Source organism: Planotetraspora silvatica (genome assembly GCF_016863315.1).
In the GTDB taxonomy this organism is placed as follows: Bacteria; Actinomycetota; Actinomycetes; order Streptosporangiales; family Streptosporangiaceae; genus Planotetraspora; species Planotetraspora silvatica.
In genome coordinates, this window is the sequence record NZ_BOOQ01000051.1 from 89,160 (window position 1) to 101,897 (window position 12,738).

The 12,738-nt window shown below is 70.0% G+C and carries 12 protein-coding genes; 4 read left to right on the forward strand and 8 right to left on the reverse strand.

All coding sequences use genetic code 11. The features are described 5' to 3' along the window. Positions 1-150 precede the first annotated feature (150 nt). Positions 151-2,307, reverse strand: a complete 2,157-nt coding sequence (locus Psi02_RS33680) for an amylo-alpha-1,6-glucosidase (RefSeq protein WP_203979901.1) — start codon at positions 2,305-2,307, stop codon at positions 151-153. 150 nt (positions 2,308-2,457) lie between these two features. Between Psi02_RS33680 and Psi02_RS33685 the strand changes: the two genes are divergently transcribed. After that, positions 2,458-3,075, forward strand: a complete 618-nt coding sequence (locus tag Psi02_RS33685) for a UTRA domain-containing protein (protein WP_203979902.1) — start codon at positions 2,458-2,460, stop codon at positions 3,073-3,075. Positions 3,076-3,109: 34 nt separating this feature from the next. Here the strand turns inward: Psi02_RS33685 and Psi02_RS33690 are convergent, their stop codons facing one another. The 5 genes from Psi02_RS33690 to tatA all read right to left on the reverse strand — a co-directional run bounded on the left by Psi02_RS33690 (position 3,110) and on the right by tatA (position 7,524). Beyond that, positions 3,110-4,120, reverse strand: a complete 1,011-nt coding sequence (locus tag Psi02_RS33690) for a hypothetical protein (protein WP_203979903.1) — start codon at positions 4,118-4,120, stop codon at positions 3,110-3,112. A 166-nt stretch (positions 4,121-4,286) separates the two neighbouring features. Then, positions 4,287-5,483 (reverse strand): hypothetical protein, encoded by a 1,197-nt coding sequence (locus Psi02_RS33695; RefSeq protein WP_203979904.1) that lies wholly within the window; start codon positions 5,481-5,483, stop codon positions 4,287-4,289. 150 nt (positions 5,484-5,633) lie between these two features. After that, positions 5,634-6,083 carry an ester cyclase gene (locus tag Psi02_RS33700; protein WP_203979905.1) on the reverse strand — a complete coding sequence of 150 codons (450 nt, stop codon included), beginning with the start codon at positions 6,081-6,083 and terminating at the stop codon, positions 5,634-5,636. Between the two features lie 199 nt (positions 6,084-6,282). Continuing rightward, positions 6,283-6,684, reverse strand: a complete 402-nt coding sequence (locus tag Psi02_RS33705) for an HNH endonuclease family protein (protein ID WP_239095386.1) — start codon at positions 6,682-6,684, stop codon at positions 6,283-6,285. Between the two features lie 507 nt (positions 6,685-7,191). After that, positions 7,192-7,524, reverse strand: coding sequence for a Sec-independent protein translocase subunit TatA (tatA, locus tag Psi02_RS33710; protein ID WP_203979906.1), 333 nt, complete (start codon positions 7,522-7,524; stop codon positions 7,192-7,194). 152 nt (positions 7,525-7,676) lie between these two features. On the opposite strand from tatA, the gene Psi02_RS33715 reads away from it, so the two are divergent. Together Psi02_RS33715 and Psi02_RS33720 are read left to right on the forward strand one after the other, a co-directional pair. Next, positions 7,677-8,147: a helix-turn-helix domain-containing protein gene (locus Psi02_RS33715; RefSeq protein ID WP_239095387.1), complete on the forward strand. Its 471-nt coding sequence runs from the start codon at positions 7,677-7,679 to the stop codon at positions 8,145-8,147. A 39-nt stretch (positions 8,148-8,186) separates the two neighbouring features. After that, complete coding sequence (locus tag Psi02_RS33720; RefSeq protein ID WP_203979907.1) at positions 8,187-8,615, forward strand: VOC family protein; 429 nt, start codon at positions 8,187-8,189, stop codon at positions 8,613-8,615. Positions 8,616-8,752: 137 nt separating this feature from the next. On the opposite strand, the gene Psi02_RS33725 is transcribed toward Psi02_RS33720, so the two are convergent. Beyond that, entirely contained in the window at positions 8,753-10,675 is a 1,923-nt protein-coding gene (locus tag Psi02_RS33725; protein WP_203979908.1) for a sigma-70 family RNA polymerase sigma factor, read from the reverse strand. Between the two features lie 266 nt (positions 10,676-10,941). Here Psi02_RS33725 and Psi02_RS33730 point away from each other — a divergent pair, with 266 nt between their 5' ends. Continuing rightward, entirely contained in the window at positions 10,942-11,925 is a 984-nt protein-coding gene (locus tag Psi02_RS33730; protein WP_203979909.1) for a thaumatin family protein, read from the forward strand. A gap of 72 nt (positions 11,926-11,997) precedes the next feature. On the opposite strand, the gene Psi02_RS33735 is transcribed toward Psi02_RS33730, so the two are convergent. Beyond that, positions 11,998-12,522, reverse strand: coding sequence for a hypothetical protein (locus Psi02_RS33735; RefSeq protein WP_203979910.1), 525 nt, complete (start codon positions 12,520-12,522; stop codon positions 11,998-12,000). Positions 12,523-12,738: the final 216 nt, after the last annotated feature.

Here is a 12,738-nt window from a genome sequence, read left to right on the forward strand (position 1 = left end):
GCAAAACGACACAATCAGCATCTATCCCCGCACTTTCCTACGGAAAGGCCCGCACCGGATCCTTGGGACACGGTTGAACAAGCCGTCGATCCCGCTGGAGGCGTCCGTGACCCGGCGCGGGCAGCGCGGCCGGGGAGGCCGCGACGCCGGTCAGGCGCCCGGGCGCGCCGGGGCGACGAACGCCGCGAGGGGCGGACGGGGTCCCACGACCAGCTCCGTCCCCTCCGGCAGTCCGGTCACGATGGGCGTGGTGTTACCCTCGGCCGCCTCCACGGTGATCCGGCCGCCCGCGAACCAGATGCCGGAGATCCGCAACCACCCGAAGCCCTCGGGCAGGACGGGGGAGAGCCAGAGTCTGCCGTGCGGCGCGCGTGGATCCAGGCGCAGCAGGGCCCGCACGAGCTGGACCGGCGTGGCCGAGGCCCACGCCTGCGGCGAACACGAGGTCGGGTACGGCACGGGCACGGGGAACTCCGCCCGGTCGAACCCGCAGAACAGCTCCGGCAGCCGTCCGCCGAACGATCCGGCCGCGTCGAGCAGGCCGGTGGCCACCCGCTGGGCCTCCTCGACGAAGCCGTACCGCATGAGACCGGCCACCATGAGGGCGTTGTCGTGGGGCCACACCGAGCCGTTGTGGTAGCTCATCGGGTTGTAGGCGCCCATGTCGGAGGCGAGCGTCCTGATGCCGAACCCGGTGAACATGCGGGGCGACAGCAGGTGGGCGGCCACGGAGACGGCCTTGTCCTCCTCCACGATGCCGGACCAGAGGCAGTGCCCCATGTTGGAGCCGAGGCCGTCGATGAGCCGGCCGTCCCGGTCGAGTCCCGTGGCGAAGTAGCCCTTGCCGGGCAGCCAGAACCTCTGGTTGAAGGCCTCACGCAACTCGACGGCCCTGGCCATGCACCGGTTCGCGGTCTCGTCGTCGCCGGACTCCCTGGCGAAGTGATGGCGGGCGACGTAGGCGGCGTAGGCGTATCCCTGCACCTCGGCCAGGGCGATGGGCGCCCGGGCGAGCGACCCGTCGGCGAAGTTGATCCCGTCGAAGGAGTCCTTCCAGCCCTGGTTGACCAGGCCCTGGTCGGTCTTGCGCTGGTACCACAGGAAGCCGTCGCGCATGCCGTGCCGCTCGATCCAGCCGAGCGCCGCGTCGGCGTGCGGGATCAACCCCTCCACGGCCTCGTGATGCAGGCCCCAGCGGCGCAGTTCCCCGAGCAGGACGACGAACAGCGGGGTGGCGTCCACGGAGCCGTAGTAGGCCTGTGCCCCCGATTCCGCCGCGGTGCGCACGCCGTACCGCAACTCGTGCATGATCTTCCCGGGCTCCTCCTCGGTGAGCGGGTCGGTCTTCACGCCCTGGAGCCGGGCCAGGCGGTACAGCGTGCCGAGCGCGAGGTTGGGGTCGAGCGGCAGGGCGAGCCACGACGTGAGCAGCGAGTCGCGCCCGAACAGGGTCATGAACCAGGGCGCGCCCGCGGCGATGCTCGGCGGCTCGTCCGGGCGTTCCACCTCGAACAACCGGAGCGAGCCCAGGTCGATCCTCGATCGGTCGAGGATGTCGGCGAGGGCCGCGTTCGAGGCACGCACGACGGGGATGTGCACCTCGTACTCCGACAGGAGCCGCGCCGCCTCCCCCTGCTCCGGAATGCACGTGGCCGAGAACCAGGGCTCGGACTCCACTCCGTCGATGATCGGGCTCACCTGCACGGTGAGGCGGGTCTCGCCCCTGGCGGGCACGACCACGCGGAAGATCAGCATTCCGGGGGCGGCGATGACCGGGATGTCACCGTCGACGGCCTGAACGTGGACGCCTCTCCCCTTGCTCACCGAGAGGATGCGCAGGCCCCGTCCTCCGAGCGTGGTCTCGACGTCGGCGGGAAAGCGGACGCGGCCGGTCTTGACCTCGAACAGGTCGCAGACGTCGGAGTGCAGGTTGAGGGAGACGACGCACCCCGCGGGCTCCTCGGACAGGTTCCGCACGACGATGTCCTCGCACAGGCCGCCGCCGACATAGCGGTCCCTGATGACCAGGAGGGTGCTCTCGGTCTGTCCCGGGCGCGGCCTGGCCCGGCCGACGAACGTCGCGTGGTGCGGCTCGGACGGCAGGACTCGCAGCTCCTCGACCGGGGCGTCGTCGATGCGCAGCTCCCACCGGGACAGCAGCCGGGTGTCGGCGTAGTAGACGCCCTGCGCGCCGCCCGGGACGATGTCTCCGTTCCGGGTGGACACGGAGAACGAGCCGCCGGCGACCAGCGTCATGTCTCCGGAGCCGATCGCCGTCGGCTGCCCATGGAACGACCATCCATCCATGACTCCGCCCCCCGACGAGCCGATTTTGGCCTCTTTGTCGGTTTTACCCGCCATCGCGGTGTTCAGCAGGGCCGACCGGCCGGCTTCGCCGACAGCGCACGATCCAGCCTGGCCGTACATGCGCGGAGATATGTGGGGAAAAGGTGATTTATGGGGGAATCTCATCAACAACTTCGGCGGGTATCGGACCGATACCAGTGGGAGAAGGATCGTGCCCTCCTGCCCGAGCACGAGCGGCGCGACAGCGGCGCGACCGAGCGTGACACCGGCCTGACCAGAGAGGATCTGGAGTTCCAGATCGAGTTCGACACCGCCCGCGCCACGGCCGGCCTGGCGACGCGCCTCGGCGTCGCGGAGGGCACGCGACTGCTCCGCCGGACCTACAAGACGTGGCGCCGGGGGGACGCGGCGCCGCTCAGCCTGATCCGCTCCTGGCTGCCGTACGACCTCGTCGCCGCCAACCCGGCCCTCCTGTCCGCAGAGAACGAGCCCTGGCCGGGAGGGACGCACCACCAGTTGTCCACGATCGGCGTGGAGATCGATCGCGTCGTCGACGAGGTCACGGTGCGGCGGCCCAGCCGCGCGGAGACCCGCCTGTTCGACCTCACGCCGGGAACGCCGCTGCTGGTGGTGCACAAGACCTCGATCGACACCACGGGGCGCGTGGTCGAGGTCGCGGAGGTCGCCCTCCCCGGCGACCGCACCCAGGTCGTCTCCACCACGCGCCTGGACCGCTGGCCGGCGTCCGGGGACACACGAAGGGGGTGAGCCGGGTACCGGCCCACCCCCTCAGCGGCGAGGATCACGCGTCGCCGTGGCCCCGCTTGTGGCCCGGGTGACGCAGGCCGACATTGCGGCCCTGGTGCCCGTGGTGCCCGTGGTACCCGAACGACCTGGCGACCGCACGCTGCAGGCCGGGCATGGCCGGCAGGACGTACGGGTTCACGGGCAGGGGCGCCCCGGCGGGATTGATCACGACGTCCCGCGGGTTGGAGCCTGCCGTCGGCATGTCGAGCGTGGCGGCGTCGGCCGCAGGGACCTCCTTGGCCTCCTTGGCCTCCTTGGCCTCCTTGGCCTCCTTGGCCTCCTTGGCCTCCTTGAAGTCGGCCTCGGGCTCGGTTTCCTTCGTGTCCTTCGACGCCCCGGTGGTCTCCTTCTTCATGAGCGGCACCTCGGCCGCCTTCGGCGTCTCGACGGCCGGTGCGCTCGCCGGCCTCGGCTCCGGAGCATGCTTGACCGCCGAGGCATTCTTCGCCACCGGAGCCTGCTTCACCTCCGGAGCATGCTTGACCGCGGGGACCACCGCGGGCTTGGCGGCCGGAGCGAGGGCAGGCTTGATCACCGGAGCCTTTGCGGGTCCGGCGGCCGGCGCCACCGGAGCGTCCACCGCGTTCTTCGGTTCGGGGCCCTCGGCGGCCCTCGACGACCTCTTGCCGTTCTTCCTGTGGTGGCCGTGCCCGGACTTCCGCACCTTCCTCGTCTCCCTGACCTGCGAGTCCCCACCGGCGTGGGGATCGCTGGACCAGGACTCCGACTTCTGGAAGGACCCCTCGTCACTCCCGGAGTCCGAGTCGCCCGAGTCGGACGACTCGCTCGACTCCTGGACCGGGTCGTCGTCCACCTGCGCAGGCGGGGCCGCAAGCTCGTGCCCCGGATGGCGGGCCACCTTCTTGCCGGAGTTCCTTTCGGGCGTCTGCAACTGTTTGACGGTCTTGTTCGCGATGCTCTTGTGCGCCGCAGGCACCGGGTCAGCGGGCGAGGCCGCGGGTCCGGCCAGGAGCGCGGCGGTGAGGACGGCGGTACAGATCGGCATTTGTCTCCCCCGAGGTCATGGACGGTTCGAGGACGACGCTAGATGTGACCAGCCGCGGTCATCACGTTCCGGAGATCAATGTCCCGTCAAACATGGGGATCGGTACCTCCAGAACGACAAATGCCGCTTTTCCGATACACGCCTATATGGGGATGAAGCCGCCCAATCATTTGAGGGTGGAGGACGACACCGCCGGGTTGCGGGCGCCCAGGAAGAAGATGCCGGGGAAGCCCGCGGTCTCGAACCCCGCACTGGGATTGTCACGCAGGATCGAGCTCTCGATGCTCATCGTTCCGGTGCGGTCGTTGCTGACGAAGAAGACGGCTCCGCCTCCCTCCCTCGCCTGGTTGTTCTCCACGACCGAGCCCGCGATCCGCACTGTGAAACGGTTGCCGTCGGTGTAGACGGCTCCGCCGCTGCCGCCGCCGGGAGTGCCACCGCGCGCGGGATTGGCGCCGGTGCCGATCGCCCTGTTGTACGTCATGACGCTGTTGAGCACGACCCACGACACCCCGATGCTGCTCAGCGCGCCTCCGTTGGAGCAGACCCCGCCCTGGCCCGAGGCCCCGCCGAAGGTGCTGCCCACGATGTAGACCGGCAGATCGTGCGACTGGTCCAGCACCCGGATGGCGGCACCGCCGAGGTCGGGTCCCGTGGCGTCGCACCGGTTGCGGACGAACCGGGAGTTCACCACCTTGACCCGGCCGCCGCGCACGAACAGGGCCCCGCCTCCTCCCCCGTCGGCCGTCTGCCCCGTGGCGTTGCCGTCGGCCAGCGTCAGGTTCTGGACGGTGAGCTGCGGCTGTTCCTGGTCGTCGCAGTGCGACGTCGTCCACTGCTGCGCCTGGTCGCAGGTGTTCATGTAGAGGATCCGCCTCGCGCCTCCGCCACTGAGCGTCACCAGGCCGCCCCCGTCGAGAACCACCCGGGCGCTGGAGTTGCGGACCTTCGCCGTGGCGCTCATCGTGATGGTCACGGGATCGGGTCCACAGGAGAAGGTGATCACACCACCCGCGGCGACCGCCGCGACGACGGCCTTCGACGTACAGCTCGCCGGGGTGCCGTTCCCGATGACCCGCGTCGGATGGGAACTGTCGACCGCCCTCGCCTCGGCCGGCACGGCGGCCCGTCCACCGGGATTCCCCGCCTTCAGCGGCGGCTGACGGGGCTTGACCCGCGTGAGGGTCGGCCGTGGATCCAGGTAGGCCCTGCGGGTCGGGGTCGCGCTCGGGCCTGAGCTCGGGGCGCCGGCCGCGACCGCCTGCGTGGCGGCGGACGAGCCCGGCTTCAGTGCCACCCAGCCCCACACGCCGATCACCAGGAGAAGTGTGACGAGGATGACCGCGCCCTGCCTGAATCGCATCGGCCGATGTTACTGCGGCACCCCCGGCCCCATCGTCACTTTCATCCGGTAACACCACAGTCGGAACATAAGTCACGCAAAGGACGAGGTCTGTGGATCATGGGGTTCGCCGGGGGCGGGGAAGTCGGTCGGGGATCATGCACGGGGTCGTCACACGGCGTCGTACGGGGGCGGATCGTCGAGGACGAGACGCGCGCCGAGTTGGGCGTACATCTCCAGTTGGTCGTAGTAGACCCGCTGGGCGACGATCGCGGCGGATTCGACGGTGAAGACCCAGCAATATCGGACGCTGATCCCCTTGCCGGTGGAGTCCGCCACCCCGCCACCCGGCAGGAGGAAGAACCCCAGGTTCGTGCCCGTTACCGTCGATTCCAGCACTACGAGATCCCCGGACTGGACCACCTCCCACACGGTGAGGCGGAGATCCGGAAACCCCTCCCAGACGTGTGAATGGTAGAACCCGATCTCCTCGACGCCGTCCGCCACACCCTGCGGCCCCACGGCGGCGGCCGTGGGGCTGTAACAGCGCAACACCGCGTCGAGATCGTGATCATTTATCGCGGCGACCAGGCGGCGTACGACGTCACAGGCCTCCGACATCGCGAGGCCCCCTTTCTCACAACAGCAGCTACGCTACCGGCAGGTGGGTAAGGACCGGTCCAAACACGGTCAGACCGGTCGCCAGGCGACCTGGCCGCTGCCTCACTCCGGCGCGCGAGCCCCGAACCTCCTGCGCCGGCGGCCTTACGGAGCTCGTACGGCCCCGCGTCGCGGGAGCCGTACGAGCCGTGACCAGAGATCAGCAGTAGCCGAGCATGGTGGTCAGAGCGGTCTTCTCACTGCTCTGCACGCTCAGGCCGTAGTAGTACTTCACCTGGATCCAGGCGCGCGAGTAGGTGCACCAGAACGAGGTCAGCGACGGCTTCCACGTCGTGGGGTCCTGGTCGCCCTTGGACTGGTTGACGTTGTCGGTGACGGCCCAGAGCTCGGGGCCGCCCAGGTCGTTGGCGTACGCCTGGCGCTGCGCGGTGGTCCACGCCCAGGCGCCCGACCGCCACGCCTCCGCCAGCGGGACCATGTGGTCGATGTCCACGTCCGCCGCCGCGTGCCAGGTCGCCCCGTCGTACGGGCTGTACCACGTGCCGGAGGTCGCGGCGCAACTCGAGTTGGTCACGACGCCGGAGCCGTCGCGCTTGAGCACCTGCTCGCGGGTGTTGCAGGCCCCGGAAACGGTGATCCAGTGCGGGAACAGATCCCGGTTGTAGGTCGACTGGTGGGATTCGGCGGCGACGGTGAGCGAGGCCAGCCGGGAGGCGGCCGTGCTCGCGGACGGGATGTTGGGCGGGGTGGCGCTCGCGGGCCCGGCGGTGAGGGTGACGCTGAGGACGATGAGGGACAGGACGGCGGCGATGCCGGCGAAGACTCGTTTTACGAGCCTGGCCTTTCTGCCTGCGGCCCCGGCCAGGAGGGGGGGTCCTGGTCTCGGACGAAGCCGCTCGACAGAAGGAAGGTCGCGAAATCTGACAGATCCTGAAATATCAGGGTTTGCTTATGTCAATCAGCCTGATTCAGTGGGGATCGCCGACGACCCGGGAGCGGTCACCGCGGGCCTGCGCCGACGCCGGACAGCCGCGTCCGGGCCCCGGCGAACAGGCCGGGGCCCGCAGGTGAGGATCTCGTTACAGGAGCTCGTCGTGGAGGCTCGGCGTCACCCGGTGCCGTCCGGCCGCCGCCGATCCTCCGGCTCTCCAGAGGAGGACGGCCCCGAAGCGCCGTATCCGGTACGCGGATCATGAGACGACGCGTCCTGAGCAGACGCGACCTGGGGCTGCGCCTGCTGAGGAAGCACGTCCTGGGGCCGATCGGCCGGGACCTCCGGGTCGTCGTCGTCCCCCAGCCGGCTGGTCTCCCGCTTGAACAGGCGGAGGGCCTGGCCCAGCGACCGGGCGGTGTCGGGGAGCCTCTTGGCGCCGAACAACATCACGAACACGAGGGCGACGATCAGCCAGTGCCAGACGGAGAGCTCTCCCACGACCGCCATTCCCTTCCCGAGACACTTGGAACTCCAACGATACGACGGCTGACCTGCGGTGGAGCCGACGCCCCGGCGATCCGGCCGCTTCGAGCGACCTCGGTAAGGGACCTGCGAGACAGGCGGGACGCCGTCGCCGGCGGTCGCATACGCTCGTCCACGTGACAGGCGCGAGCAGGCCCAAGGCCGGGAAGCCGGGAATGGACCTGCTGCCGCATCTTCGCCGGGCACGCGATCACATGGACCGGCACTACCAGGCGCCGCTCGATCTCAGCGAACTCGCCCGGGTCGCCGGGGTGTCGAAGTTCCACCTGGTCCGCTGCTTCGAGGCCGCCTACGGGGAGACCCCGATCCGCTACCTCACCCGCCGCCGCATCGAGCGGGCCCAGGACCTGCTGCGCTCGGCCAACCTGACGGTGACCGAGGTGTGCATGATGGTGGGATTCGCCAGCCTCGGGTCCTTCTCCTCCCGCTTCAGCCAACTCGTCGGCGAGAGTCCCACGGCCTACCGCGACCGATGGGCGGCCCGGGGCGGGCCGCACATCCCCGGGTGCTTCCTGTTCATGCGCGGGCCGATGGACCCCCGCGGCACGGCGGGACCGCCCGGCGGCGGACCGGATCGCGCAATTTGAGAGAAGCCCTCGGCGACCTGCGGCTCTTACGTTGGCCGCATGGTAACGAACATCTCACTCATCACCATCTACTGCCTCGACCAGGACAAGACGCGCGACTTCTACGTCGACAACCTCGGCTTCGAGGCCCGCACCGACATCACCATGGGCGAGGGCTTCCGCTGGGTCACCATCGGGCACCCGAACCAGCCCGAACTCGAGATCACGCTGATGATCCCCGGCCCTCCCCTCGACCCGGAGGCCGCCGCCTTCGTCCGGGAGGAGCTCGGAAAGGGCCAGATGCACGCCGTCGGCCTGACCGTCGACGACTGCCGCAAGACCTACGAGGAGCTCAGCGCCAAGGGAGTCACCTTCCTCCAGGAGCCCTCCGACCGGCCGTACGGGGTGGAGGCCGTCATGCGTGACAACACAGGCAACTGGCTGGTCCTCGTGGAGCCCAAGACGTTCACTCCCGAGGCCTTCGCCTGACCGCACGGGAGCGGGCCCGGGCCGGACGGCCCCGGCGGAGATCCCTCGGGAATCCACGCGGATCCACGCGGATCCATCGGCGTGACCCGGAAACCTCGATCGGAATCCGGGTCACGCCTGCTCGGGGGGCGACGACGTCAGCGGGCCGCCTGGAACGCGCGGCCGGCCGGCGTGGCCGCACCCGCGGTCGTGAACAGCCCGGTGCCGGGCTTCTTGTCCGCCGGCAGGCCGAACCACGCGTAGCGCTGCACGTACGGCAGGCCGGCCAGCATCTTCGTGGACGAGGTGACGAAGGCCGCCTGCTGTGAGTCCGTCGGGAACCGGGTGCCGTTCGAGAAGTCGATCAGCGCGAACTCCGTCAGCCAGATCGGCTTGTGGTAGCGCTTGTACACCGCCTGGATGTACGACTTGAGCTGGTTGGTGGCGTTCGCGGTGTTGAAGTCGCCGCCGTACCAGTGCAGCGTGATGAAGTCGACGCGGTAGCCCTTCGCCTTCGCCCCCGACATGAACTTGTCGAGCCAGCCGCCCGCGCGGTCCCCGCCGTACGCCACGGCGGGGCTGCCGAGCACCTTGCCCGCCGACATGAGCTTCGGCCAGAGGGACAGCGCCTTCTCCGGCGTCATGTTCGACTGCGCACCCATGTCGGGCTCGTTGAACCCCAGCAGGTACGGCCCGGCCGCCTTGGCCTTGGCGAGGTTCTGGCTGGTGACGCTGTCGGTCCCCCAGATCATCGGCACGAACGTGGCCGACGCGGGGGTCGCGATCCCGTCATGGGTCGTGGACCAGGTGTAGTACCAGCTCGCGCCCGATTTCTTGAGAGCCGCGCTGACGCCGGGCATGCCCCACACGCCCACGCCCTTCTTCGCGGACTTCGCCACGACGACCGGAGGAGGCGGAGCCGGCTTGGTCGCCTTGGGCGAGGCCTTCTTGCTGGGCTTGGGAGACGGCTTGCGCGAAGCCTTGACGGACGCCGAAGGCGACGGCGACTTCGGCGGGAGCGCCGTCGCGGCCGCCTGGGGCGCCACACCCTGGGCCGCCGGCTTCTGCGGGGAGAGGTTGGCGGCCACCAGTACGCCCACCGCGACGATCGCGGCCGCTCCGACGGCGGCCGTACCGGCGACGGGGCCGTGCGACAGGGCGGAGAACACGCCGCGGGGCCGCTCCTGCCGTAAGGCCTGGGAGGCCCGGTGCACGCCGCTCCGCCCGGGGGGAAGGTGCGAAGCGGCGTGCGCGGCCGCCTCGGAGGCGGCTGGGGGGATGGCTTGGAAGTGCTGCAGGACGAAGCCCGCGGGCACGGGCAGCAGCGGCATACCGGCGAGCAGCCGGTCGATGGGCAGCATGCCCTGACCGCTCCGCCCGCAGTCCGCGCAGTCGCGCACGTGCCGGGCGAAACGCTTGCGCCAGAGCGGGCTGGGCACGCCGTCCCAGTTCCACGTCATCGCGCGCAGTTCGGCGCACCCGGAGCCGGAACCCAGCGCCCGCACGATGGTGCGGGCGAGCTGCATCTGCTCCTTCATGCGCTGGACGCGGACGGCCGCGTGCCGGCCGGACAGGCCGAGGGCGCCCGCGAGGTCGGTGCGCCGGAGCTCTCCCGTCTCCTCGAGCCACCACAGGGCGAGCAGGCCCCGGTCGTCGGCGTCCAGCCAGCGCGTCGCCTCGGCGACCTCGCGGCGCTGGTCGGTGAGACCGAGCCTGAGGATGGTGAGGGCCGCGAAGTCCGAGGCCGGATCGGGCATCTCGTCCGCGGTGTCGAGGTCCGCCCGGCGCTTCTGGGTGGCCGACCGGTCCTGCTCGCGGTCGCGCACCTGCCGGACGGCGATGGCCACCAGCCAGGACCGGAACGCCTCCGGGTCGCGCAGGGTGGGCAGTCCGCGGACGACCCGCAACAGTGTCTCCTGCACGACGTCGTCGACGTCGTTGTGCCCGTTGAGCGCGCGGCCGACGATGTTGTAGACGAGCGGAAGGGAGTCCGCGACCAGAGCGTCGAGCGCCCGCTGGTCTCCGCCTCGCGCGGCCTCCACCATCGCCGTGTCGGGTCCGCCCCTGCCGGTTCCGGGCATCGCACTCCGCTCTCAGTCCATCGTCCCCGCGCCGCCCGTGTGCGTCGGGCCGGGACAATCCTCTACAGCCAGGACATTCTCTCTATACAGGAGACGGGCGGACGGACGGCGGATAACGAAAATTCGCCGCACTTCTTCGCCGGTTTCCGTTGTCAGGGTCCGCACCCCTCGGTCTCCGGTTCAGAGGCCCGGTGCTGCCGGCCTCATCGGAGGGCACGGAGAACAGGGAAGGGCGCGGGACCATGGCGACGAGGAAGAGGAGGGGGATGGCCCGGTCGTGGCAGCCGTACGCCCTCGTCCTGGCGGTGGTGGTGGCGACGGTGGTGGCCCTGGTCTGGCCCTCCTCCCCGCGTGAGAGCGACACGACCGCGTCGGCGGCCGGCCTGTCGTCCGCCCCGGTGACCGCCCCCGCGGACGAGGCCGCGAACCCCTCGGCCTCTCCGTCGCGCACCGTCCGCCCCAGTCACAAGCCGAGCAGCTCGCCGCGGCCGTCGGTCTCGCGCTCCGCGACGGCGAACAAGAGCGGGACCAAGTCGCCCGTCACCGCGAAGGCCGCGGGCGGCAAGCGCCTGTTCACGTTCGTCAACAACCTGAGCCAGACGGTCTGGCTCGCCTCCAACAAGAGCGACAAGTATCCGCTCTCCGCGACCGGGTGGGTGCTCCGCCCCGGTCAGACCGTCTCGGTGCAGGTCCCGAACAAGTGGGGCGGCAGGTTCTGGGGCCGCACCGGCTGCTCCTTCAACTCGGCCGGGCGTGGGCACTGCCAGACCGGCGACTGCGGGGGCGTCTTCCAGTGCGTCGGCAGCACGGGCTCCGCGACCACGCTCGGCGAGTTCTCCCTCGCGGCCTGGGGCGGGATGGACTTCTACGACGTCAGCATGGTCGACGGCTACAACCTGCCGATGTACATCAACATCTCGGGCGGCGGCACCAAGGATCCCGTCAGTCCCTCCGGCTGTTACAAGGGCGCCTGCACCAAGGCGGTCAGCTGCCCGGGCAAGATGCAGCTCAAGGTCGGCGGCCAGATGGTGGCCTGCAAGAACCCGTGCACCGCGTTCGGCGGCGACACCTACTGCTGCCGCGGCAAGTGGGCCGGGCGGGAGAACTGCATCCCGTCGAAATGGCCTACGGACTACACCCAGGTGTTCAAGAAGGCCGCGCCGTACGCGTATTCGTACGCCTTCGACGACTCGGCGACGATGCCGTGCAAGGGCCGCTGCGACTATCGGGTGACGTTCGGGATCACGTGAGGCCCGCCCGCGATCGGTGCGGATCGAACGCGACAGCCGGCGGCCGGCCCGTCGAGGTGACGGGCCGACCCCCTAGACGCGGCCCTGAAGGACCTTGGCCAGCCGCAGCGCGGTCTCCTGGCGGCCGTCCGAGCTGGCGGTTCGCACCTTGATCCCGCAGTAGTCCCCGGCGCGGCAGGGGAACCACAGCTCGCCGTGCAGTTCGGCGTAGGTGGCGCCGTCGACGAATCCGCTCAGCGGCTCCCCGATCTCGGCCACGGACTCATACTGGGCCTTGGGCAGCACCGCCGCGAAAATCGCCTCATTGATGCCGTCCTTGGGGGTCGGCGCCGTCCAGACGCATCCGCCGAACGTGAAGTCCTGCTGGCCGCCGTCATTCGGGCCGATCGCCTCGGCGACCTCCTCCTCGGTGAGGAACTTGCAGCTGTCGCTACTGCCCGAGCCCTCCCCAGCGGGGTCCGCACCGGGAAGACCCACCGCACTGGGAAGACCGACCTGGTTGGAACCACCCGCGTCGCCGCCGCCTCCGCAAGCCGTGGCCAAGACCAGCGCACAGCCGAGAATCGCGGCGTGCGTGAACTTCCTGAAGACCTTCATGGGCCATCCCTTCGTATACGGCCCTGACGACAGGAAGAATCGCGCAGAGAAACCTGGCTGATCAACGCTTGCGGGCAGTGTTCATCTCCTCGTCGAAACGGGTGCACCCGCCCCGTGCCCGGCACATTCGCGTGCGCCGGGCGATGCGGTGCCGCAGATCATCCTGAGCGCCTGACGCGTCAGGATGTCCGCACCATGGCGGTGGTCCGTTCGCCC